The organism is Enterococcus sp. H57 (assembly GCF_003112495.1).
In the GTDB taxonomy this organism is placed as follows: Bacteria; Bacillota; Bacilli; order Lactobacillales; family Enterococcaceae; genus Enterococcus_B; species Enterococcus_B faecium.
In genome coordinates this window covers 64517-88551 of sequence record NZ_BEHC01000002.1, presented here as the reverse complement: position 1 = coordinate 88551, position 24035 = coordinate 64517, and the positions used below count along the sequence as shown (strand labels likewise).

The following is a 24035-nucleotide window of genomic DNA, read 5'->3' as shown; positions in this document are numbered from 1 at the left end:
CGGTTACAACGAATAACAAAGATCTTTTAATGACTTAAACTTAACAAGAAATCGCTTCCTTTTTAATATATTTCTGTGACTTTTATTTAACTTTTTGTTGCATTATACTAAAGGAGTAAGGAGGGATAGACGTGGAGCAATCGATTTTTTTAAAAAAGGAACATCAACAAGTAGAAAAAGAATTGTATTTTGATTTTTGTGGTTTCTCTAAAACGATGCCGTTTCATTCTTTTGGTCCTGCTATTCGCAATGATTACATCCTGCATGTCGTGATGGAAGGCAAAGGATCTTATCATGTGAAAAATCAACAATTCCAATTGAAAAAAGGTGATCTGTTCTTGATTCGTCCAGGAGACTCGACGTTTTACTTATCAGATGGAGAAGATCCGTGGATGTATTGCTGGCTTTCATTTGGTGGGAGTGCTGCAGAAGAAATCATTCGGCAGTCGCTTTTCAGAGAAGACCAATACACGATGGTCTCTTCTGACATACAAAAATATATCGACATTATTTTAGAATGCATGAAAGATACGGAAGAAACCTTGGAAAATGAATTACAGTTAACAGCATTAACCTACCGTTTTTTATCAGTCCTTTTAAAAGATGGCGGAAAGGTCAGCGGAGGTGTACAAAAGGTTCATTCCTCTTTAGCTGTTGAAACAGTCAAATACATCGAGGCACATTATGCTGAAAAATTGTCTGTTGAGGAAATCGCCCAGCATTTAGCGGTCAATCGGAGCCATTTGTCGCGAGTATTCAAAAATCATATGGGCACCAGTATCAAGGAATATTTGATCGGGGTACGGATCAATCGAGGGGCGTTTCTTCTTTCTCTGACGGATGAATCCGTGGAAAGTATTGCCTATCAAGTAGGGTTCAATAGTCTAGTCGTATTTAGCCGAATGTTCAAAAAGAGTACCGGAGAAACGGCTACGAACTATCGTAAACGTATGAAAAACGAAAATTTTAAGAATATTGCTTTGGATACCTTGAAAAAACAGTTGGAAAAACAAACCGCAGTTTCTTGGACAACCTGATTAGTCTGGTTAAAATGACAAGCATCGGCAAAAGAAACTTGTGGCGGTTATGCTACACTGTAAAGCGAAGACTAAAAAGGAGGAAAAGGGATGCGTACACTTATCATCATTAGCCATCCAACGATCGAAGAATCTTTAAATCAGCAATTTTTCAAAGAAGCTTCTGCTGGTTTACCAGCTACTTGGCATCATTTGGAATCAAGTTATCCAGACGGAAAAATAGATATAGAGACTGAACTACAGCTTTTGGCCCAGCATGATCGGATCATTTTCCAGTTTCCGTTTTACTGGTATAGTTCTCCTGCTCATTTAAAAATTTGGCAAGATAATGTCTTGGAACGAGCAGCACATGTATTAAAAGGGAAAGAACTAGGAATCGTATTGACAACAGGTGTGGCGGAAAAAGAATACCAAGCTGGAGGAAAAGAAGAATATACGATTTCCGAATTTTTGAGGCCGTATCAGCGAATCGCAAATAAATTCCATATGACCTATCTTCCGCCATTCGTTTTAGCACAATTTATGTATTTATCCCAGGAAAAACGTTGGGAGAAGCTAATTGCTTATCAGCAGTATCTCTCATTGGAAGGCAAACCATCGCTGACTCAGCGGATTGACTGGTTTATTCAAAGAGTACAGGAAAATCAGAAAATGCAGGAAGAAGAATCTGAAAAACAAGCATATATCGTAGAAGCACTGACTGAGGCAAAAGAGCAGATCGAAGACTTGACCTTTACACTGCAAGAAATGAAAGGAACTTCATTATGACAAATGATTGGCTGATCCAACAATTAGATGAATTAAGCGAAAAATCAGAATATCAAGACCGTGCGCTCTTATATGAAATAAAGAAACTGATGGCTGAGATAGACGAACGAACAATGCAGCTGCAAGGAGAAATCGACGGACAATCTTGGAATCATCTCAACTGGTGAAATTTTCTTATAAATAACAAAGATAAAAATGTGCACAGCGGCAATTATTTGCTACAATAAGAATATGAAGCGTTTGATAACGCTATTATACATAAAAATTGGTGGTGAAAAAAATGTATGATGAAAATGAGTGGGGAGAAAGTGTTCGGATGACCCGAAGAAGACAGCAAAAACAGGCAGCTCGTAAGCGGATGATCATGATTGGGGCAGCAGTTGCCGTGTTTTTGATCATAGCAGGAGGAGTTGCGGGTCTATATTTTCATGGAAAAAATTCGTCAGAAGCGAAAAGTACGACCATAACGGAAACCACGACAAAGAAAACAGAGACGAAACAAACAAGTGAGTCATCAACTAAAACAAAAGAGACACAAACTTCTGAAGAAAAAACAGCAAATGGTTTGCCAGAGCAACTTCAAGCAATCGTAAAAGATTATTCGAAAAAGATCGAAGAAAAGACGCCTGCATTGATTGAAGAATACCAGACAGAAATTCAGGGAAATCAAGAGGGCATAGCTGGTTTATCAGCAGTTGCTAACCAAAAAGCACGTGAGCTTCAAGCAATCTCCGACGAAGGGATCAGAAAATTACGTGCAGCGTATCAGGCAGCAGAAAATAAAGACGGTGTAGACTTAGATACTTTGATCAATCAATTATCGGCTAATTATACGAATCATGTAGCTAAGATTTCCGATATTTATTTGCAGACTAGCGCCTCTCTTCAAGCAGAGTCAACAAGCACACAAGACACAACATCTTCTGATTCTGAGACGGCAGAGTCGGTAGAAGCTTCTGAAATGCAAGCTCGAACAACACAAGACACAACAGATCCCTCTGAAACTAATACCAACAGCGCGACTTCACAGGCTGCGACAACCGTAGTTTTGGAAGGAGAAGGTCCAAATCAAATAGCCGAACGAACTGGCGTACCAGTAGAAACAATCTTGTCGCTGAATGGGATGAGCATGGAGAATTATTTCCTGACTCCCGGTGAGACGCTAAAATTGAATTGATAAAAGCAATAAAAAAGAACGAAGCTTCCACTAAGGTGAAGCTTCGTTCTTTTTTTATTTTCCGGTTCTTTTTTCGCGTACAAAGTAATGGATCGTCATGTAAAGCAAGAAAACGAGTCCAATAATCAATGAGATTCTCGTTTCAGGATTGATAAACATGAAAATCAATACGATAGCTAAAAAAGCAAGTGTCACATAATTCGTATAAGGAGATAGTGGCATTTTAAAAGGATGATCATGCATTTTATCTGCATGCTTCTTTTTGAAGCGAATCTCGCTGATCAAAATCACTACCCAAGGAACCATACCAGGCAAAATACTTGAGCTGTATACGAAAACGAAAATATTTTCTGACTGGTTGATGAACATTGGTAGAAGATAATTTAAGATCAGACCAATTAAGATTCCACCTGAGATTGCTACGACAGGATAAAAAGGCGCGCCGTGACGAGAAAGTTTCAGAAATTTTTTAGACATCTTTCCATTCATGGCAAGTGTATAGACCATACGACTTGCGCTGAAAATCCCTGAATTGCAACCTGATAATGCCGCTGTAATCACGACAAAATTAATCAGTCCTGCAGCAAATGTAATGCCGACTTTAGAAAAAGTTTGTACAAAAGGTGAACCAATCTCACTCAATTGATTCCACGGATAGACACTCACAATGATAAAAATAGCACCAATATAAAAAATCAAGATTCGACCGATAGTGGACTGGACAGCTTCAATGATCGTCTTTTTAGGATTCTCTGCTTCACCAGCAGTCATTCCAATCAGTTCGATTCCTTGATAGGAAGCAACAACGATCGATAATGCAAAGAAAAATCCTTTGACGCCTCCAGTGAAGAATCCACCATTTTTCCAAAGATTTGAAATCCCTACTGCCTGACCATGATTACCAAATCCAAATAAGATTACCCCAAGACCTGCAATGATCATCAAAATGATCGTTATGACTTTGATGATCGAAAACCAAAATTCTAATTCGCCAAACGCCTTGACAGAAATAAGATTTGCCAGCATAAGAAACAAGACGACAATGATCCCGGGAATAATTGCCGGCAAATCAGGCCACCAATAATTCATATAAGATCCTACAGCAATCACTTCACTTATTCCTACGACAATATATTGAAAAATATTACTCCAAGCGGTCAAGTAGCCAGCCACAGGATGGATGTACTCGCTCGCGTAATTTGCAAAAGAACCAGTCGAAGGATCAACGTAAAGCATTTCGCCTAAAGCACGCATAATCAAATACAAAAAGAATCCTGCAATCGCATAGGCTCCCATCACTGAGGGCCCTGTCCAGCGTATGGTTGAGGAGGCACCCATAAACAGACCGACACCGATCGTTCCACCTAGTGCGATCATTTGGATATGACGGGCACTAAGACTTCGAGTTAACTTTTCTTCTTCCATACAAAAACTCCTTTCGTTGTTGAGTCAACAAGAAAAAATAATCAAACGTTTCAACACATGTTTTTCATTATTAGGTTAGCCTTATTGAACTCTTGATGTGATTCTACAGAAAATTTTCATAAAATGCGAGGAAAATTCGAAAAAAACTTTTTCATCATTCTACTTGAAAATGCTTTCCATTTTAGTTAAACTATATTTAAATAAAAAGTTAGGTAAACCTAAAAAGGAGTGTAAGATTTGGAACGTACGGCCATTGTAATTCAAGACCTTTCAGCCGCTTATCAAGGGAAAACTGTTTTGAAAACTATCAACTTGACGATAAATCCACAAAAAATTACCGGTATTATCGGACCAAACGGTGCAGGAAAATCAACATTTATGAAATCTTTGCTAGAGTTGATACCAGCTACTACTGGTAAAGTCACCTTTTCTGGACAGCCGGTAAACTCAGTCCGTAAAAAAATAGCCTACGTGGAACAGCGAAGTGAATTGGATCTTTCCTTTCCAATTGATGTATTAGGCGTTGTACTTTTAGGAACATATCCATCTTTACGAATTGGACAAAGACCTGGGAAAAAAGAAAAAGAACGTGCAAGACAAGCTTTGAAAAAAGTAGGGATGGAAGAATATGCCAAAAGACAGATCAGCGAACTATCGGGTGGACAGCTTCAGAGAGTTTTTATTGCAAGAGCTCTAGCCCAAGGAGCAGAATGGATCTTTTTAGATGAACCATTCGTAGGGATTGATGCGTTAAGTGAACGAAAGATCTTTGACATCTTGCAGGAATTGAAGAATTCAGGAAAAACGATTTTGATCGTCCATCATGATCTTCATAAAGTAGAAGAATATTTCGATGAGGTTATTCTTTTAAATAAACAGCTGATTGCTTCCGGTCCAGTACAAGAAGTCTTTACATCGAAGAACCTTCAATTGGCCTATGGTGAGATCATCAGACATTTAGTAAAAGGAGGAGAGAAAAAATGATCCAATCCTTTATTGATGGATTAATGAATTATCAATTCCTGCAATACGCTTTGGTCACTTCCATGCTTGTAGGACTTGCTTCTGGAGTCATCGGTTCTTTTATTATTTTACGAGGGATGTCTTTGATGGGAGACGCTATCTCTCACGCAGTTCTTCCAGGTGTAGCCATTTCTTATATGTTTGGTTTTAGTTACATCTTTGGAGCCACTGCTTTTGGGATGCTAACAGCAGCAGTGATTGGTTTCGTGACTCAGCGGAGCCGATTGAAAAATGATACAGCGATTGGAATTGTCTTTAGCTCCTTTTTTGCATTAGGGATTATCTTGATTTCATATGCCCAGAGTGCGACAGATTTGTATCATATTTTATTTGGGAATGTCTTAGCTGTTAGGGAAAGCGATTTGTTGCTGACAGCACTCGTTAGTGGAATCGTCTTGATATTTGTCTTTTTCTTTTATAAAGAATTGAAGATCACATCATTCGATCCGACAATGGCAAAAGCTTATGGGCTGAACACATCGCTGATCCATTATCTTTTGATGTTCTTTTTGACATTAGTGGCTGTAGTCAGTTTACAGACAGTAGGAACAATCTTGGTGATTGCCATGTTGATCACACCAGCCGCCACGGCTTACTTGCTAACGAACCATTTACTGAAAATGATCATTACAGCTGCAGGAATCGGTATGCTAAGTGCAGTTGTCGGTGTGTTTTTCAGTTATAGTTACAATTGGCCATCAGGAGCTACGATCGTGTTAGCATGTACCGCATTTTTTATCCTTGCTTTTTTATTTTCTCCAACAAAAGGAATTTTATTTCAGAAAGGAAGCAGATAGATGAAAACAAAAAAATCACTCTTTTTAATCTTGGCAGTTAGTTTCTTGGTATTAGCCGGTTGCGGAAAGCAGGCTTCTGACCAAGCGGATGAAGGAAGTAAAGAAAAGTTGTCAGTCGTGGCTACCAATTCGATCTTGGCGGACATGGCAAAAGAGGTCGGAACAGATCAAATAGATATCCACAGTATCGTACCAGTCGGAACAGATCCGCATGAATATGAAGTACTACCAGAAGACATCAAAAAGGCAAGCGATGCGGATGTTATTTTATACAACGGTTTGAATCTTGAAACAGGTAACAGCTGGTTCGATAACTTGATGGAAACGGCTAAAAAAGAAGAAGGAAAAGATTATTTTGCAGTTAGCAAAAATGTAGAACCTCTTTATTTAACTAGCGGTGAAGAACATACAAAAGCAGATCCCCATGCTTGGCTAGACCTATCTAACGGAATAAAATATGTGGAGGAAATCGCACGTATATTCTCTGAAAAAGATGCAGAAAATGCGACACTCTATAAAAAAAATGCAGAAGCATATGTGGAAAAACTAAAAGAATTAGATACACAAGCGAAGGAAAGTTTTGCTTCTATCGAAGAGAACAAAAAATTATTAGTAACAAGTGAAGGGGCATTCAAGTATTTTTCACGAGCATATGATTTGCCAGCAGCTTATATATGGGAGATCAATACAGAAAGTCAAGGTACGCCTGATCAAATGAAAGCGATCATTGATCAGATAAGAGCAAAAGAAGTACCGGTTTTATTCGTGGAAACCAGTGTAGACTCAAGAAGCATGGAACGGGTAGCAAAAGAAACGGGTTTGAAAATTTATGATAAACTGTTCACTGATTCCATAGCAAAAGAAGGAGAACAAGGAGATTCTTACTATCAGATGATGAAATGGAATATTGAAACGATCCATGAAGGTTTGTCACAAATAAAAGAAAGCTGAAAAGTGCAAGGTCTAGCTTGAGGAGCAGGCCTTGCATTTTTTATAAGAGATATGAAAAAAATTATGCTGTTTTTCGGCGTACAGATACCTTTTTTGAAGAAATTCCGTTATAGTTAGAGTAAGGAAGGAAGGTGTGGCTATGAATTTTACACGTAAAGATAAATATACGATTAAAGAAGAAGTCTTTCGATTGATCAGCCAGCAGGAAAATACCGACAAGGATCAAGACCTTCAATTTCTTGAAGCAGAATTAGCTAAATTATTCATAGCAAATCAAAATGAGACAACAGAACCAGATGAAGAGCTGTACATAGGCAAATGGTTGTTTGATGAATTTCAGCCTTTAGATGAAAATACCGGTATCGGTTATTTTGTGTTCCTTTCTCCAGTCGGCTTCACACCTGGCGTATTAGTTAAACAAAACGACGAAATAACCGTCAAAGCATGGCCTGCATTATTTTCAGTCATCAAAGCAGAAGGAGTAATCAAAAAGATCCAGTCGGCCTATTATAAAAGTCAATTTATTGCCAACAGCAAATTAATGAATATGTTTTATAATCGTCTAGTAGAAATTGCCAGGCCTGGGAAAATCCCGCAAACATTCACGTACACACAGCAAAAAAATCTCTATGAAGAAGTATTGTATTCCCGCGATCTGTCTGAGTTTTCGCCATGGGAAGAGGTAAGGCTCCATGAACTGTTAAGTACAAAACCAGTTTCATTGAATTTTTTTAATGCATTAGATAACAAAAGAAAATTAATTTCAACAAATTATTGGGAAGTATTTGCTGCAAGAAAAAAATGGATGGAAGAAAAGAAGATTGCCGATCAGCAGATCCAGTTTGTCCAGCTGAAAAAAGAAAAACTATATTATGGGTTATACAGCCGTTAACAGCAAGCGAGGAAGACCATGACATTAAAAGAAGAAATCATACAAGAAAGCAAACGATTAGGAATTGACAAAATCGGGTTCACCACGGCGGAACCTTTTGATTCATTAAAAGAATCGTTGGAAGAACAAAAAGCAGCTGGCCATACTTCTGGCTTTGAACATCCAAATATCGATGAGCGTCTTTATCCAGAAATGACATTTGATCAGCCGAAATCGATCATTTCCATTGCACTTGCGTATCCTACTAGGATCCATGAAGAAGTGCCTAGGGATGAAAAACGCGGGCAGTTTGCTCGTGCTTCTTGGGGGATCGATTACCATGATATACTCAGAGACCGTTTGAACCGATTGATCGAATTCATCCAAACAAGAGCAGAAAAATGGCAAAAAGAAGAGGAATGGCGTCTAGCTCCGCAAGTAGATACTGGAGAACTGATCGATGTCGCTGTAGCACAGCGAGCTGGTTTAGGATTTATTGGACGAAACGGATTGTTGATCACTGAAGAGTTCGGTTCATTTGTCTATCTTGGTGAGATCGTTACTAATATTGTATTTGAGCCTGATAAACCAGGAGAATTTGGTTGCGGTGACTGTATGCGCTGCGTGACTGCTTGTCCGACAAAAGCATTGCTTGGTGACGGAAGAATGAATGCCCAGCGATGTTTGTCTTATCAAACTCAGACAAAAGGGATGATGCCGGAAGAATATCGTAAAAAAATGCGAAATGTCATTTATGGATGTGATATCTGCCAGTTAGTCTGCCCTTACAATCAAGGAAAAGATTTTCATTTTCATGAAGAGATGGAACCAAAAGTAGACGAAGTATATCCAAAATTAAAGCCAATGCTTTCGATGTCTAATAAAGACTTCAAACAGCAATTTGGGCATTTAGCTGGTTCATGGCGTGGGAAGAAACCTTTGCAGAGAAACGCATTGATTGCTTTAGCTAATCTAGGTGATCGAACGGCATTGCCTGAGATTTCAGAATGTTTAACAGATGTCCGCCCTGTCATCAGAGGAACAGCAGCTTGGGCTATTGGACGTCTAGGAACAAAAGAACCGGAAAAATGGCTTGATGTATTAGATGAAATATTAGCTAAAGAAACAGAAGAAGTCGTTATAAACGAATTGGAACATGCCCAGAAATTATTGCGGAGAAAGTTAAAATAAAAAAATAGTTAACATTATTCAAAGTTTTTGTCCAGTAATTGTTGTAACAATTACTGGTTTTTTTGTATTTTTTACATTTTTTTAAGAGAATTTGATAAAAATCAAAAATTTTTTTGCTTTTTTTTTATGGATTATTGCAGTAAATGTTACAGAATCTGCGTTTTTCATTCAAAAATAAAAAAACATAGAAAAACGATTACTTTGCTTATACAACAAGGATTTTATGGTTTTGTATCAAAAAAATATTTGTTTAAATGTTACAAATATTAAATAATTCGTCATTTTGTCATTAAATGTCATGATTCTTTTACCTATGAAATATTTCTAAATGATAAAGTTAATAGCGTCGAAAGAATAAAAAACGGAGAAAAAAAGGAGTTTAATATGAATTCATTTAAGAAAATTGTTTTAGGTACAACTTTTGCTGCTGGTGCTACTGCAATGTTTGTAGGAACTACAAATGCTCACGCTGATGAAGTTTATACAGTAAAATCAGGTGATTCATTATCTAAGATCTCACAAAAATTTGCAGGAGACAACTCAATGATCGATGCAATTGCTGAAAAAAATTCGATCGCAAACATCAACCGCATTTATGTTGGTGAACAATTAACAATCCCAACTTCAAATGATTCTTCAGCAACAACAGAAAACAAAACAACAGAAAATACAGCATCTACAACTGAAACAGCAACGCAAGAACATACATACGTTGCACCTGTTGAAACAGTTGAAGTAGCTCCTGCTGCCCCAGTTGCTGCAACAGCGCCAACTTCAAGCTCTGCAAAAGAATGGATCGCACAAAAAGAATCAGGCGGTTCATACACAGCTACTAACGGACGTTACATCGGCCGTTATCAATTAGATGCTTCATACTTAAACGGCGACTATTCAGCTGCCAATCAAGAACGTGTAGCAGAACAATATGTAACATCTCGTTATGGTTCATGGGATGCTGCTAAAACATTCTGGTTAGCAAACGGCTGGTACTAAGCCGATAAAAGGAAAATGATGAAACCGAGAAACTTGTTTATTCAAGTTCTCGGTTTTTTTGTGTGAAAAATAACTCGTTTGCTTCCCACAGCGCAGCAGTACAAATAAAAACTCGAATAATGTATAATAAAGAAAACGTTTTTTTGTTTAGGGAATGAGGAGGAGCCATGAGTACAAAAGAGAGTCTCGAATTAAACGAAATCACAAGTGGAAATCCACTGTTATCCAGTATTCGATCGATTGTAGAAACGACATTTTACGGTAATAATGTTCATGAAGTTTTTGACAGGAAGACAGCTTATCAACTAGCAAAAGGGAGTCCAGGAACGATCATCACAGATTTAACAATCTCACATGCTGAAGAACTAGATTTACCAGCTGATGTCAGGACACTAGTATTCAATGATGGAAGCATTGTGGGAAGAACAGCAAGTGCTCGGCGGATCTTTGAGGACTTAGACAAGGAACAAAGCAAATACGAGAAAATTTTAAGAGAAGCTGTGTATCAAAGTCGCAAACGCCAGTTTTACCATACAAAAGTAATCGTTGGCCTATCTGAAGAATTTTCTGTGCAAAGTCATTTGCTGATTCCAGAAGGATTTGAGAACAATTTGTATTCTTATTTGCTGAATTTTCAGCCAGCGAATTCGAAGATCTTAAAGACTTATCAAAAGTCTGTTTCCTTTGATGAGGGAGATCTTTATATCTTTTGTGATCCCGAGTGGACACATGAAACATTTCCCAATGGACTCATTTTGTTTGATGCTCTCCATAATACAGCGGCTGTGCTAGGATTACGTTACTTTGGAGAATTAAAAAAAGCGACTTTGACGCTTGCTTGGGCATTGGGAAATCGCAATGGTTTTATTGCCTGCCACGGTGGGATGAAACAATATGCTAGTAATGACCAGACCTATACGATGGCTGTATTTGGGTTGTCCGGTTCTGGAAAATCAACGATTACCTTAGCAAAACATACGGAAGGTCACTCTGTTTCGATCTTGCATGACGATGCTTTCGTTATTTCTCGAAAAAATGGTTTTGCTACTGCCTTGGAACCTTCCTACTTTGATAAAACACAAGACTATCCGTCTGATGATCCGGCCATTTCTTCTTTCCTTACTTGTCAGAATGTGGGCGTGACATGTACAAGTAAAGGAGAAAAAGTCCTAGTAACAGGAGATATACGAAACGGAAATGGGCGGACAGTCAAATCACGTTATGCGACACCCGACCGAGTCGATCATCTTAGCGAAAAGATCGATGCTGTTTTTTGGATCATGAAAGATGATTCACTTCCGCCAATTATCAAGATCAATGACCCGGTTTTAGCAGCGTCTTTTGGTGCAACATTAGCAACAAAACGATCAGACGCGGAAAATATCACTACAAAAAGACAGCTAGATGAGCTAGTCATTGAACCATTTGCTAATCCTTTCCGTGTCTATCCTCTTAGGGAAGACTATCAAGCTTTTCGAGAGTTGTTTTTGAAACAGCAAACAGCCTGCTATGTCCTGAATACTGGATATTTCGATGATAAAAAAATCAAACCTGAAACGACATTGTCAATCGTTGAAAGAATCGTGCAACAAACGGCAGAATTCAAGTCGTTTGGTCCATTTGAAGACATCCACTATTTACCTATACCAGATTTTCCTGTTTCTTTTGAGGATACGTCCTATAAAAATCTGGTGAAACAACGACTTGATATTCGTTTACGATTCATTGAAGCTCAGATAGGAAAAGATCTCTTGCCAGATGAAGCAAAAGAAAGTTTGGAGAATTTGATTCAGAAATTGAACTAAAATAACAGCTTTTTCAAGAAGTAATCCATGCGCAATATCGCTCGGGATCCTTACTTGAAAAAGCTGTTTTTCTATGATGGATTTTTCGTAATATAGGTGGAGATGTCCTTTTGATAATCTTCCGTAGGCCAATGACCAGTATTTAAGAAGTTGGCTAATAGATAGCCGATATAAGGACCTGTGGTCAAGCCAGAAGAGCCTAGACCGCTAGCAGCCAGTAAGCTTGGATCATCTGGCAGTACGCCGAAAAATGGGGAAAAATCTGACGTATAAGCACGGGTACCTACACGGAACTCGTATGGCCAGTTTTTTATCTGATCTGGATCAGTCAAGAACTGTTCTGTACTCTTAGTCAATCCCTTATAAGCTTCGCTAGTAGGAGCCAAATCCCAGCCTTGATCGTTTTCATGGGTAGCACCTAAAAGGATCTTTCCATCCATGAAAGGAATGAAATCAGCTTCTCCGTCAAGCATAGCAACAGGCCAGTCTTGACTCATCTTATAAGATGTCTGAAATGCTAAGAGCTGCCCTTTTTGCGGACGTATATCTGCAGCATAGCCTAATTCTTGTAATAAAGGCTTAAGTGCCGGGCCAGGTGTCAAAATTACACGATCAGCTGTGTATTCTCCAAACGGTCCCTTGATGAGCCAAGAATCACTCTTCTTATGCAAAGTGACTTTTGCCTGGATCTGCTCCATTTGTTTTTGTGCTAAACGCTGACCAAGATGTTCTAAATATGCTTTTCCATCCAGACGACCACCACCACTGATACGCAGTGAAACTGCTGGTTTCAATAACGGAAGTGCTTGAGATGTTTGTTCAGGTGAAAGCCATTCGATGTTTCCAATTTCTGGCGCTTCTTCTTTTCGTTTCTCGGCAAGAACAGCCAATTCAGCTAAATCTTTTTCAGGTCGAAGCAAAAGTGTCCCTGATTGTGCGTAAATCGTTTGATCAAGTTGGAAATCTTTTATAAGTTTAGGGAAAAAAGCAGCGCCGTCTTTAGCCAGACGATACCATTGTTTGTTTCTGCGTTTCGACAACCAAGGGGAGATAATCCCAGCGCTAGCTTTAGTTGCCTGTCCTGTCCCTTCATCAAATAAAGCAACATTGAATTTTGATGTATCTAAGTAACTGGCTAGGGTCATACCAATGATCCCGCCACCGATAATGGCAATTTTTTCCATAAAAAAGCCTCCTTTTACAAACAACCATTTTCACACAAAAAAACGGCAGATGCAACACCTACCGTATATGGAATCTACGCTTTTTTAGCAAAGAACAGATAATAGGCGAATCGAGCAAAGCTTACGAGAAGCAACAGCAACAAGACGCCTAATGCTGCTTTTGATCCTAATGTAGTAGACACTTCATAGTTATGGGAAGTATGATGCTGGACGTAATTGATAATGACCGCTACTAATGAAGTAGCCACAGCGCCAGAAAACTGCTGCAAGGTATTGAACATTGCGTTCCCGTCTCCTTGTAGTTTTTCATTCAGTGCATTCATTCCGGTGGTCATCATATTGCTGTAAGATAATCCGATACCGATCATATAAAACACATGACAAGCAATCAATACACCCACTGAAGCGTGTCCTATGAGTAGGAATAATGCTAGCCAACCAATCAAAGAAAGAATCAGCCCAGCAAAAATTGGCTTCTTCGGACCATATTGATCCAGCATTTTCCCGGAAAAAGGAGAAAGCAAAGCACCAACCGCTGCGCCGGGAAGCATCGCTAATCCAGCGACAAAAGGACTACTTCCTTGAACGATCTGAAGGAAATTCGGCAAGACAAAAGATACACCAAGTAATAAAAACTGATAAACTAAGAAGCCAATCAAAAACAAGCGGAATGTTTTATTTGAAAGAATAGACAGTCGGATCAGCGGATGCTCCACTTTTTTACTTCGATAGTAAAAAAGGAACCAGCCAATACCGCCGATGATTAAAGCAATCCAGCTGGAAACTGTTCCCAACGTACTCAAAAATGTTAGACTTCCACTAAACAAAAGACAAATTCCTAAAACGCTTATCCAATCCAAATAACCACTTTTTTGTACTGCCATCTCGGGAATAGCAAACCAGCCGATAATCAAAGAAAGAATCAAAACGGGCACAAGAAACAGGAAGATATGATTCCATGTAAAATGTGAAGTCATAATGCCTCCATAAGTGGGACCAATTGCTGGAGCAATGGCCGTTGTCAAAGTACCGACACCCATCATCGCGCCTCGTCGATTGAGGGGGGCAAATGTCAAGATAATATGGAACATCAACGGAAGAGCGATACCTGTCGCTGCACCTTGGAGCAATCGACCAAACAATAGGACCATGAAGGTAGGAGAGAAGAAATCGATCATTATACCTGCCAAGAAAAGCAGATTTGAAGCTAAAAAGAGTTTTTTGAGACTAAAATTGCGATTCAAATAAGTAGACAGCGGAACAATGATCGAAATCATCAAAAGATAAATCGTTGTTACCCATTGGACTTGTGCAGTCGTTAAATCAAACTGTCTGATAAGAGTTGGGAAAGTTACATTCATGGCCGTCTCGATCAATACGCCCGCAAAAGACATCATCCCTGTTGCAATTACTGCAGGTACTAAAAGCAGCTGTTTTTGTTTTGTCATTTACATCACCTCTAAAAAATTTCGTAAAAAAAGAGAGTGATTTCTATTATAAAAATAGAAACCGCCTCTCTCTCGACACGCCGAAACGTGTTATCTGTACGATTTATTTACTTCACTTATTCTAGCACAAACTGAAAAATAGTGTCAACACGATTAGCCAAGTCACTCAAAAAGAGGTATGATAATAAATAACTAAATGGAATTTCGCGGAGGAAGAAAAATGGAAAAAATTGAATGGCGTAAAGACAAGAGCTATAGTATGAAAAAAAGCCCGCAAATACTAGAGGTTCCTAAAAAACCATTCTTTAGCATCAGAGGGATCGGCGACCCGAATCAGGAAGACTTTAAACGAAGAGTAGCCTGTCTATATGCAGTCAGCTATGCAATACGCATGTCGCCTAAAAAAATTGGCTGATTCCTGATTATCAGATGTATACTGTCTATCCACTGGAAGGACAATGGGGACTGCAAGAAAAGTATTTGCATGAACCAGTGATGAAAAAAGAACATTTTTCTTATCAATTGATGATCCGACAGCCTGACTTTGTTACAGAAGCGATAGCACAAGAAGCCATTCAGCGTTCTAGCAAACTTCCGGAAGACTTGAAAGAACAAGTAGTATTCAAAAAGATGGAAGAAGGTCTTTGTGCCCAAATCTTACACGTCGGGCCCTATGACGAAGAACCAGCAACGTTTGAGAAATTAGAAGCATTCATCGCAAAAGAAGGCTATGAAAGAGCTTCTAAAGAACACAAAGAGATTTACATCAGCGATCCAAGAAAATCAGCACCTGAAAAAATGAAGACGATTTTGCGTGTTAAAATAGAAAAAGGTTAGCAACCTGAATGAAAACAAAAAATAAAAGTAAAAAATACCAAAATATGAAGAAATATTACTTATCTTTTGCTATAATCAACATTGAGAGGTGTCTAATATGAAAAAGAAACAGCGACAAGCACTGATCCGCCAGATCATTACAGAACAACCTATTGGGACACAGGAAGAGCTGCTTGCGCGGCTGCATGAAGCAGGCGCCGATGTGACTCAAGCAACGATTTCTCGAGACATTCGAGAAATGAAGTTAGTAAAAAGTCAAAATGAAAACAAAATAGTACGCTATACATTATTTAACCAGCCATCTGTTTCTTTAAATGAAGAACGTTTGCGTACAGCAATTAGACGCGAGGTTTTGCGTATCCAGTCTGTTCAGTTCATGGTCATCGTATTGACTGAACGAAATGGTGCCGATGTGGTAACGAATTGGCTAGATGAAGTGGCTTACCCTGAAGTTGTCGGAACGATGGCCGGTGTAGATACATTCATTATTATTTGCCGCTCAGAAGAAGAAGCACAGCGATTTGCAGAAAAGCTGGAAAAAATGAGGGAATAAATGAGGAGGACTTTTATATGAAAGATATGAAAGCGCTGCAAAATGGATCGGATATTCGAGGAATCGCATTACCAGTTGAAGGATATGAAGTAAACTTGACGACAGACATGGTAAAAAAGATCGGCTGGGGACTAGCAAACTGGATAAAGAAAAAGAAGAAATCAACCGATCCAAATAAAAAATGGACGATTGGGATTGGTCATGACAGTAGGATAAGCGGACCAGCACTGAAAGAGGCGTTGATCCAAAGTCTGAAAGAACAAGGGATACATGTCATCGATTTCGAATTAGCTACTACGCCTGCTATGTTTATGTCCACTCAATTTGAACAGTTCTCGTGCGATGCTGCGGTTATGCTGACTGCTAGCCATCTTCCCTATTATTATAATGGAATAAAATTCTTTACCTCAGAAGGAGGAGCAGAAAAAGAAGATATTGCTTTTATCCTATCACAGCAGCAAAAAATAAAAAGCGAACAAACTGGAAGCGTAGAAAAAGCAGACCTTTTGACACCTTATGCGCAAGATTTAGTCACAAAAATTAAAAAGGGGATTGGAACACTAGAAAGCAAACCACTAAATGGTTGGAAAATCATTGTTGATGCCGGAAATGGTGCTGGTGGATTCTTTGCTGAAAAAGTATTGAATAGCTTAGGTGCGGATTCAACAGGTTCCCAATTTTTGGAACCAGATGGCCGATTTCCTAATCATATCCCAAATCCTGATAATAAAGAAGCGATGGAAAGTATCAAGCAGGCTGTTTTAGCAAATGAAGCAGATCTTGGGATCATTTTCGATACAGATGTGGATCGTTCTGCAGTTGTCAGTGCTTCTGGAACAGTGATCAATCGAAATAATTTGATCGCAGTATTAAGTACAATCGTATTAAAAGAGCATCCAGGAACAAGAATCGTGACGAATTCCCCTACTTCTTCTCATCTACAAAGATTCATTGAAGAAAAAGGAGGCATCCAAGTTCGTTATATTTCCGGCTATCGAAATGTAATCAATAAAGCATTAGAACTTAACCGTCTTGGGAAAGATACACAGCTAGCCATCGAAACAAGCGGACACGCTGCATTCAAGGAAAATTATTTTCTGGATGATGGTGCATATGTCATCGCAAAGATCCTGATGCTTTTGCCAGAATTAAAAAGAAAAGGTATCACATTAGATGAACAAATCAAAGAGTTGAAACAGCCCGTAGAAGTACAAGAAATCCGACTAAAATTGTTCAGCGATGAACCACGCGAACAAGGAAACAAGATATTAGAAGAAATGAAGCGACTGTTGGAAGAAGAAAAAGGGATGAACTTCGACCCGGAAAATGAAGAAGGTATTCGGTATGATCTAGAAGAGCCATACGGAAACGGCTGGTTTTTGATCCGTTTAAGCTTACATGAGCCGTTACTAGTATTACAGATAGAAAATGATGAATTCGGAAAGAACAAGTTGGCGTTAGTAAAATTAGCAAAATTATTCGGACATTTTTCTGATCTTGAATCATTAACAGCAGAATAAACCAGTCTTTTTGAAAGGCTAGTTGCTTGGACGGCAAAAAAAGTGGTATGGTTAAATCGAATGCTGGTAGGGAGACCAGCAAAAGGAGGAAAAAATGGTAACGAATATGGTTATTTTTTTAACAGTATTGGTTTATGGGGTCAACTTTCTGGTATATATGTATCTTAAAATCAATCATATAAAAGATTATGTAGAAAAGATTGCAATTTATTTTGGAACAAATATGACGCTGTTGTTCACGAGTAGTATTTTTTTGTTTTTTGGAAAAATAGTAGAAGACGGCATTCTGGTATTCGAATAAGCAGAATTTTTGTAGAAAGCGCCTTACTTGTCATACACTATAATTATAGCCAAGTAGCAAATGGTCAATCGAAAGGAGCAGTACAATGAAAAAAGCATACGAAACAGCAATGATCAACCATGGCGGGCGCAATGGAGAAGTCGAGGCACCAAATGGCTCGATGCATATGAAAATCACTCCTCCAGGAATCCATGCAGAAGGAACAAATCCAGAACAATTATTTGCAGCAGGTTATGCTTCTTGTTTCAATGGGGCGGTACAACATATGATCAAAGAAGCAGGAATGACAGCAGAGTCCACAGTAAAAGCACGTGTCTCTCTTTATAATTTAGATGATGGCGGCTATCAGATCGGTGTAGTGTTAGAAGTGCATATCGATGGCATCAGCGAAGAAGAAGCCCAAAAAATTGCAGAAGATGCGCATGAATTCTGCCCTTACTCCAAAGCAACTAGAGGAAATATCGATGTAGAAGTAACGATTGTTTAGAAGAATAAAGGAAATCGAACCAGACTAAAAACGTGAAAGGACCGCTTTTTGTCTGGTTTTTTTTGACAAATAAAGCAGATGATTTGGAAAATAGACGATTATCGGTTATCATATTTTTGTACCAATCGGTAGGTAAAAAAGAAGCGAGGGAAAAATGATGGAAAAATATCAAAATATTGTGATCGGTTTTGGAAAGGGCGGTAAGACTTTAGCAAAGGCGTTAGCTTCAAAAGGCGAATCGGTTTTAGTCGTTGAAAAGTCAACACGTATGTATGGCGGAACATGTATCAACATCGGCTGTATTCCTTCTAAATCATTGATTTTCAATGGAGAAAGAGGAATCGACTTTACAGAGGCTGTTGCTCGGAAAGAAAAATTGACGGGCATGCTTCGAGCCAAAAATTATCATATGATCAGCGATGAGGCAACTGGGACAGTGATGGACGGTACAGCACGTTTTCTTTCTAACCATCAAATCGAAGTGACGAATAATGGTGAAAAAGTGATTGTTGAAGGCGAACGGATTTTCATCAATACTGGTTCTGAACCAATCATTTTACCAATCAAAGGATTGAATACAAGTCGCTACTTGATTGATTCTACGCAAGCGATGGATCAGGAACAATTACCGGAAAAATTAGTGATCATCGGGGCTGGATATATTGGCTTGGAATTTGCATCAATGTTCAATGAATACGGATCTAAAGTTGTCGTTCTTGATGCCCATCCTGAATTTCTTCCTCGTGAAGATGAAGATATCGCGCAAATGATTTTAGAAGACATGACAAATGCGGGAATCGAATTCCATCTAGGTGTATCTGTAGATCAAGTAGCAGACCAAGAATCAACAGCTGCCGTCACCTTTACAGAAGATGGCCAAGAAGTAACAATCCAAGCGTCAAAAGTTTTGGCTGCAACTGGAAGAAAACCAAGTACAGCATCACTTGGATTAGAAAATACAGATGTTAAACTAACAGATCGCGGAGCAATCGCTGTGGATGAATACCTTCGTACAGATGCAGACAACATTTGGGCGATTGGAGACGTCAAAGGCGGATTGCAGTTCACTTATATTTCTCTAGATGATTATCGAATTATCATGGATCAGTTGAAAGGCGAGAATACACGAACAACGAATAACCGGAAAGCTGTGCCTTACAGTGTATTTATCACTCCAACTTTATCCAATGTAGGATTAACAGAAAAACAAGCCAAAGCACAAGGCGTCAATTACAAATTATTCAAGTATATGACAAGCGGTGTTCCTAAAGCACAAGTATTAGAAGATCCTAAAGGGGTATTCAAAGTTTTAGTCGACCCTGAAACTGACTTGATTCTAGGGGCAAGTATCTATGCGGAAGATTCTCATGAAGTCATCAACTTGATTTCGCTAGCTATGAATGGAAAACTTCCTTATACGTTATTGAGAGATCAAATCTATTCTCATCCAACAATGAGTGAAGCTCTAAATGATGTATTAAAATAAATAACGAATGGAGAATTTATCATGTTCAACAACAAAAATACAGCAGTAGTTCTAACTGACCCGCAAGTCGAGTTCTTGAAACCAGCAGGCGGTGGCTTTGGTTTGACAAAAGATATCTTAGAAAAATACAATACGATCGAAAATATGATCGAAATGGTGAAACAAGCAAAAGAAAAAGGATACAAACTCTTTATTTCTCCTCATTATTTTTATCCACATGACCATAAATGGCAATTTGGCGGTGCAGGAGAACATATGATGCTTGAGCAGCAGATGTTTGCTAGAAAAAGTCAATATGAACCAGTCGAAGAAGGTTCAGGAGCCGATTTTATCGAAGAATTGAAACCATATTTGGATGAAAATACGATCATCAGCTCTCCTCATAAAATCTTTGGACCAGAAAGCAATGATTTGGCGCTTCAATTGAGAAAAAATGGAATCGACACAGTAATTCTCGGTGGAATGAACGGAAACTTGTGTAGCGATTCCCATATGCGTGAATTGGTAGAGAGTGGATTCAATGTTGTTGTAGCGACAGATGCAATTGGTGCTCCTGGCCAAGAAGCAATGGATGCAGCGTTGACGAACTTTGGCTTTATTGCAGATCAAGTGATGACAACAGAGGAAGTATTAGAGCAACTATCATAAGATAGGAACTGCTTTTGTCCTCGCAGTTCTTGAATCAATGAACATCTAGCTATATGAGAACACATGAGAACAGTTTTATAGTGAGGGCTGTGTCAGATAATTTGGCACAGTCTTTTTTAAACGATTAAGAAGAAAAAATGATGAATTTATTGTATAATATAGGACTATGAGAAATGAAAAAGGAGAATATCATTGAAAACAAAGGAAAAGATCTTGGAAGCGACCAAAGATCTTATTTATAAAAAAGGCTATCATGAAACGTCAATCCGAGATATTCTAGCAGCTTCTGAGACGGGGAAAGGGCAATTTTATTATTACTTTTCTTCAAAAAAAGAAGTTTGTCTAGCGGTGATCCATGCGCATATGGACGTGTGGCAGACAGAATTGTTCGAAGACATCTTAAATGCTGGAAAACAGCCAGAAGAAGCATTAGAAGAAATGTTGGACTGGATTTTTGCTGATCATGAGACACAGATCACTTATCATGGCTGTCCTGTAGGTAATTTGATTATTGAGTTGAGTACAGTGGATGAAGAATACCGTCTGTTGCTACTAGAATTAGTCAATCAATGGGTCAAGTATACGAAACAAAATATCCTGGCACTTTCTGAAGAAAAACTGTCCGATGAAGAAGCAGACCGTCAAGCCAAAGCGTTGATTGCTGAAATCCAGGGAAGTATCTTATTGTTGAAAGTCACACAGGATCTATCACTACTTAGACAAAATTTTCAATTGATCAAAGAAAGATTGTTAACTTCGCAAAAGGTTTTTTAATAATTAGAGGTTGTGACAGAAGTGGTCAGCTTCAAGAAATAAGAAGGAATTTACGAAAATTGCTTCTCAAATTTTTGTGAAATTTCGGCTTATTTTTCGAAGAAGCTACTTCTGGAACACCGTGTATTAGAGGTTGTGAAATCAGCGCTTTGACCTGAGTATTAGAGAAACAAACGGCAAAATAGTTCCTCATATTTTGCCGTTTTTTGAGCTAATACCGAAGGTTAGCTGATTGAACACCGTTTAGTGGAGAGGTTGTGAAAAAGCTGCCCTGCATCAAGTAATAAGAACAGCCAAATAAAAATAGCTGCTCATGTTTTTCGTTTGGTTGGGCTTATTACCGCAGATGCAAGCTTTTGAACACCGTTTACCCAGAGGTCGTAAGCCTGCCGTTTCACTTCGGGTCACAAGGAACAATTTCAAAAAACAGCTTCTCATGTTTGTTGAATATTGTGACTTGTGACCGAGGAGTTGGCAGGAGAATACCATTCACTGGAGAGTTTGTCACTTGTCACAACTTTTTTAGTTCTACACAAATTGAAAGCGTTTTGTTGGTGCGAACTTCTTGTTGCAGTGTATGATAGAAAAAAAGATTGGGAGGGATTAGGATGTGTGGTCGTTATTTTTTTGATCTAGAGTCAGAGCTCCTTCAGAATTATTATCGAGAAGCCCAGAAGAAACAACCGGAGCAGGCAGCAGAATTAGCAGCTGGAGAAGTTTTTCCTTCAAATCTTGTTGTTACGTTAAGAAAAGAGGAAGAAAACATCCTCACTCCGGAAATCATGAAATGGGGATTTACCGGATTTAAAAAAGGACAATTGATAATCAATGCCCGTGCAGAGACAGTAGAAGAAAAAAAGACCTTTCATCAACCATTTTTGCAAAATCGTTGTGTTTTCCCAATGAGTGGCTTTTATGAGTGGAATGAAGAAAAAGACAAATTTATGTTTTCAAATAAGGAAAAAATAGTGTATATTGGCGGTTTTTATCGTAGCCATCAGGATGAAAAAATGGCAGAATCAATCATAATGACTACTGAACCTAACCGCACAGTCGCACCAATCCATGACCGAATGCCGCTTGTCTTGACTGAAGAACAAATCGAACCTTGGGTAACAGATATTTCTTTTGCGCGAAAAATCATTACTCAGCAGATGCCTGAATTAGTAATGGAGAAGGTATAACATAATCGATTTTTCAAAGAAAGAGCGGCAAAAAACGAAAAAGACTTCAGCACAGATCCCAAAAACAAAGAGAACAGAAGAAATGCTCATAAGCTGCATATACTGCATCTATAGGGTCACAGTCGACCTTTCTAATGTATAGCTTCTATTTGTTTTTTACTCGTGCTGCGAGTCTTTTTTATTTATACCTAACGATGTTTATCATTATGACTCTTTGAATTCTTGGAATCTAAAATTCAAAGTTAACGACTGGTTGGCAGTTGTATATTCTCTGAATTTATAGATAAGAGGTTGCCATTTATCCACATTGATATGAGTTGGATCATGTAAAATCCCTTCTTCTACAAAAATAGCTACGATCTCACGTTCTACAATAGCAAAGTCTTGTCTAGTTGAAATTCGTTGAACCAATGTTTCTATTTGAAGCGGGCATTCTTTGATCCGAACAGTTGAAACTTCTTCACCTGCTAGTTTCGTGAACTTTCCCAATTGAAATTTGTCAGAGCAAAAGGAATAGCCAGCTTTTTGTTTATAATCGGGCATGATAGGATGGCCTGTCGTCTTTGCGATTTTCTCCCAAAGCGTTTTATCTGCAAAATTGAAGGTAGCGGGGGGGTTAGCTATAGTATTTGGGTAGCTTTTGGATCCATAGGTTCAATGTTTCTTGGATTATTTTTTTAGTTAAAGAAAAAATGAACTGGCTACAATTTATTTCTATTTATATCCAATAAGATATACTTTAAACAAAACAATTTTCTAGATAGTTTACAAAGGGGAATTTTGCGTTACTTAGTGTTATATAGTATACTTTTATTAAGGGAGTGATGATAATGCTTGTTACAAAATCTAGATTACAAGGAAGTTCTGTAGTGGTAACTTTACCTTCTGATAACGGAAAGAAACCTTCAGAAAACCAAGAATATATCGTTGTGTATTCTGATGATGGAACAATTACGTTAGTTCCAAAAATTGAAGATCCATTTAGTGGTGGGGAAGAGGCCGAGTATTATGAGAAAGACGAATGGGAAGATTTAACTCCTGAAGGGAGAGAAATTTTATAGTGTCAGAAGAAAGAATTTATATTCCTAAAAAAGGTGATATTGTATGGATTGATTTTGATCCCTCCGTAGGAAAAGAAATTCAAAAAAGACGACCAGGACTAGTCGTCTCTCGTTATGAATTTAACCGTAAAACAATGTTTTCGGTCATATGTCCAATTACTTCCACTATAAAGAATTTACCGACACGTTACTCATTACCTGAAGAGCTAGATATAAAAGGACAAGTAATTATTTCACAATTAAAATCTCTTGATTTTAAGGAACGAAAACTCAAAAAAATAGAAAACTTACCATTGCAAGACATGGCTAAAATTGATCAGATTATACAGTATATGTTTTAAGCATTGTAAGTAAACTCTATAATATTTTTATATGCTAAACATAACGAAATTAAAAAAAGGCCAAGTAAATGTCGTTCATTCTACTAGTGTGGTCGATGGCATTAATTTCCGTATCTTAAACTAAAGAATATATAGCATTTTAAACGAATGATTGAGGTGATTTCCTCAAGTCA

The 24035-nt window shown here is 38.3% G+C and carries 25 protein-coding genes and 1 pseudogene; 22 read left to right on the top strand and 4 right to left on the bottom strand.

Annotated features, from left to right (window positions below):
• The first annotated feature begins 131 nt into the window (after positions 1–131).
• From DIZ30_RS00805 to DIZ30_RS00795, 4 genes are all read left to right on the top strand, one after another.
• Complete coding sequence (locus tag DIZ30_RS00805; protein ID WP_002286852.1) at positions 132–1037, top strand: AraC family transcriptional regulator; 906 nt, start codon at positions 132–134, stop codon at positions 1035–1037.
• 90 nt (positions 1038–1127) lie between these two features.
• Positions 1128–1805, top strand: coding sequence for an NAD(P)H-dependent oxidoreductase (locus DIZ30_RS00800; RefSeq protein WP_002286851.1), 678 nt, complete (start codon positions 1128–1130; stop codon positions 1803–1805).
• On the top strand, positions 1802–1972 hold the full coding sequence (locus DIZ30_RS13475) for a hypothetical protein (RefSeq protein WP_002286849.1): 171 nt from the start codon (positions 1802–1804) through the stop codon (positions 1970–1972). The genes DIZ30_RS00800 and DIZ30_RS13475 overlap by 4 nt, the downstream gene beginning before the upstream one ends.
• Before the next feature lie 113 nt (positions 1973–2085).
• Complete coding sequence (locus DIZ30_RS00795) at positions 2086–2982, top strand: LysM peptidoglycan-binding domain-containing protein (RefSeq protein WP_002297902.1); 897 nt, start codon at positions 2086–2088, stop codon at positions 2980–2982.
• A gap of 54 nt (positions 2983–3036) precedes the next feature.
• Here DIZ30_RS00795 and DIZ30_RS00790 read toward each other — a convergent pair whose 3' ends face one another.
• Entirely contained in the window at positions 3037–4407 is a 1371-nt protein-coding gene (locus DIZ30_RS00790; RefSeq protein ID WP_002297903.1) for an amino acid permease, read from the bottom strand.
• 237 nt (positions 4408–4644) lie between these two features.
• Here DIZ30_RS00790 and DIZ30_RS00785 point away from each other — a divergent pair, with 237 nt between their 5' ends.
• The 7 genes from DIZ30_RS00785 (at position 4645) to DIZ30_RS00755 (ending at position 12038) form a co-directional block, all read left to right on the top strand.
• The gene (locus tag DIZ30_RS00785) at positions 4645–5391 is read left to right on the top strand and encodes a metal ABC transporter ATP-binding protein (RefSeq protein WP_002293686.1); all 747 of its coding nucleotides are present in this window, start codon (positions 4645–4647) and stop codon (positions 5389–5391) included.
• Positions 5388–6227, top strand: a complete 840-nt coding sequence (locus tag DIZ30_RS00780) for a metal ABC transporter permease (RefSeq protein WP_002286845.1) — start codon at positions 5388–5390, stop codon at positions 6225–6227. Before DIZ30_RS00785 ends, DIZ30_RS00780 begins: the two co-directional genes overlap by 4 nt.
• Positions 6228–7178 carry a metal ABC transporter substrate-binding protein gene (locus DIZ30_RS00775; protein WP_002297904.1) on the top strand — a complete coding sequence of 317 codons (951 nt, stop codon included), beginning with the start codon at positions 6228–6230 and terminating at the stop codon, positions 7176–7178.
• 139 nt (positions 7179–7317) lie between these two features.
• Complete coding sequence (locus tag DIZ30_RS00770) at positions 7318–8070, top strand: hypothetical protein (protein WP_002286840.1); 753 nt, start codon at positions 7318–7320, stop codon at positions 8068–8070.
• A gap of 18 nt (positions 8071–8088) precedes the next feature.
• Positions 8089–9240, top strand: coding sequence for a tRNA epoxyqueuosine(34) reductase QueG (queG, locus tag DIZ30_RS00765; protein ID WP_002293684.1), 1152 nt, complete (start codon positions 8089–8091; stop codon positions 9238–9240).
• Positions 9241–9624: 384 nt separating this feature from the next.
• Positions 9625–10233: a LysM peptidoglycan-binding domain-containing protein gene (locus DIZ30_RS00760; RefSeq protein ID WP_002349793.1), complete on the top strand. Its 609-nt coding sequence runs from the start codon at positions 9625–9627 to the stop codon at positions 10231–10233.
• A gap of 167 nt (positions 10234–10400) precedes the next feature.
• Positions 10401–12038, top strand: coding sequence for a phosphoenolpyruvate carboxykinase (ATP) (locus DIZ30_RS00755; RefSeq protein ID WP_002300343.1), 1638 nt, complete (start codon positions 10401–10403; stop codon positions 12036–12038).
• A gap of 71 nt (positions 12039–12109) precedes the next feature.
• Here the strand turns inward: DIZ30_RS00755 and DIZ30_RS00750 are convergent, their stop codons facing one another.
• Both DIZ30_RS00750 and DIZ30_RS00745 read right to left on the bottom strand, forming a co-directional pair.
• Positions 12110–13222 carry an FAD-binding oxidoreductase gene (locus DIZ30_RS00750; RefSeq protein WP_002286834.1) on the bottom strand — a complete coding sequence of 371 codons (1113 nt, stop codon included), beginning with the start codon at positions 13220–13222 and terminating at the stop codon, positions 12110–12112.
• A gap of 74 nt (positions 13223–13296) precedes the next feature.
• Positions 13297–14670 (bottom strand): MFS transporter, encoded by a 1374-nt coding sequence (locus DIZ30_RS00745; RefSeq protein ID WP_002300339.1) that lies wholly within the window; start codon positions 14668–14670, stop codon positions 13297–13299.
• 220 nt (positions 14671–14890) lie between these two features.
• Here DIZ30_RS00745 and DIZ30_RS00740 point away from each other — a divergent pair.
• From DIZ30_RS00740 to DIZ30_RS00690, 9 genes and pseudogenes are all read left to right on the top strand, one after another.
• Positions 14891–15507, top strand: a pseudogene (locus DIZ30_RS00740) (GyrI-like domain-containing protein).
• Positions 15508–15604: 97 nt separating this feature from the next.
• Positions 15605–16060 carry an arginine repressor gene (argR, locus tag DIZ30_RS00735; RefSeq protein WP_002286829.1) on the top strand — a complete coding sequence of 152 codons (456 nt, stop codon included), beginning with the start codon at positions 15605–15607 and terminating at the stop codon, positions 16058–16060.
• 17 nt (positions 16061–16077) lie between these two features.
• Entirely contained in the window at positions 16078–17580 is a 1503-nt protein-coding gene (locus DIZ30_RS00730; protein WP_002286827.1) for a phosphomannomutase/phosphoglucomutase, read from the top strand.
• Between the two features lie 94 nt (positions 17581–17674).
• A complete protein-coding gene (locus tag DIZ30_RS00725; RefSeq protein ID WP_002293677.1) occupies positions 17675–17881 on the top strand; it encodes a hypothetical protein in 207 nt (68 codons plus the stop codon).
• 85 nt (positions 17882–17966) lie between these two features.
• Complete coding sequence (locus DIZ30_RS00720; RefSeq protein WP_002286825.1) at positions 17967–18368, top strand: organic hydroperoxide resistance protein; 402 nt, start codon at positions 17967–17969, stop codon at positions 18366–18368.
• Positions 18369–18522: 154 nt separating this feature from the next.
• Positions 18523–19854, top strand: coding sequence for an FAD-containing oxidoreductase (locus DIZ30_RS00715; protein ID WP_002300334.1), 1332 nt, complete (start codon positions 18523–18525; stop codon positions 19852–19854).
• Positions 19855–19875: 21 nt separating this feature from the next.
• The gene (locus DIZ30_RS00710; protein ID WP_002300333.1) at positions 19876–20502 is read left to right on the top strand and encodes a cysteine hydrolase; all 627 of its coding nucleotides are present in this window, start codon (positions 19876–19878) and stop codon (positions 20500–20502) included.
• A 192-nt stretch (positions 20503–20694) separates the two neighbouring features.
• On the top strand, positions 20695–21276 hold the full coding sequence (locus DIZ30_RS00705; protein ID WP_109023042.1) for a TetR/AcrR family transcriptional regulator: 582 nt from the start codon (positions 20695–20697) through the stop codon (positions 21274–21276).
• Positions 21277–21884: 608 nt separating this feature from the next.
• The gene (locus tag DIZ30_RS00690; RefSeq protein ID WP_002302305.1) at positions 21885–22460 is read left to right on the top strand and encodes an SOS response-associated peptidase; all 576 of its coding nucleotides are present in this window, start codon (positions 21885–21887) and stop codon (positions 22458–22460) included.
• A 204-nt stretch (positions 22461–22664) separates the two neighbouring features.
• On the opposite strand, the gene DIZ30_RS00685 is transcribed toward DIZ30_RS00690, so the two are convergent.
• Positions 22665–23003 carry a hypothetical protein gene (locus DIZ30_RS00685; protein WP_002286804.1) on the bottom strand — a complete coding sequence of 113 codons (339 nt, stop codon included), beginning with the start codon at positions 23001–23003 and terminating at the stop codon, positions 22665–22667.
• A gap of 287 nt (positions 23004–23290) precedes the next feature.
• On the opposite strand from DIZ30_RS00685, the gene mazE reads away from it, so the two are divergent.
• Both mazE and DIZ30_RS00670 read left to right on the top strand, forming a co-directional pair.
• The gene (gene mazE / locus DIZ30_RS00675; protein ID WP_002323011.1) at positions 23291–23521 is read left to right on the top strand and encodes a type II toxin-antitoxin system PemI/MazE family antitoxin; all 231 of its coding nucleotides are present in this window, start codon (positions 23291–23293) and stop codon (positions 23519–23521) included.
• The gene (locus tag DIZ30_RS00670; RefSeq protein WP_002302307.1) at positions 23521–23862 is read left to right on the top strand and encodes a type II toxin-antitoxin system PemK/MazF family toxin; all 342 of its coding nucleotides are present in this window, start codon (positions 23521–23523) and stop codon (positions 23860–23862) included. The genes mazE and DIZ30_RS00670 overlap by 1 nt, the downstream gene beginning before the upstream one ends.
• The last annotated feature ends 173 nt before the right edge of the window (positions 23863–24035 follow it).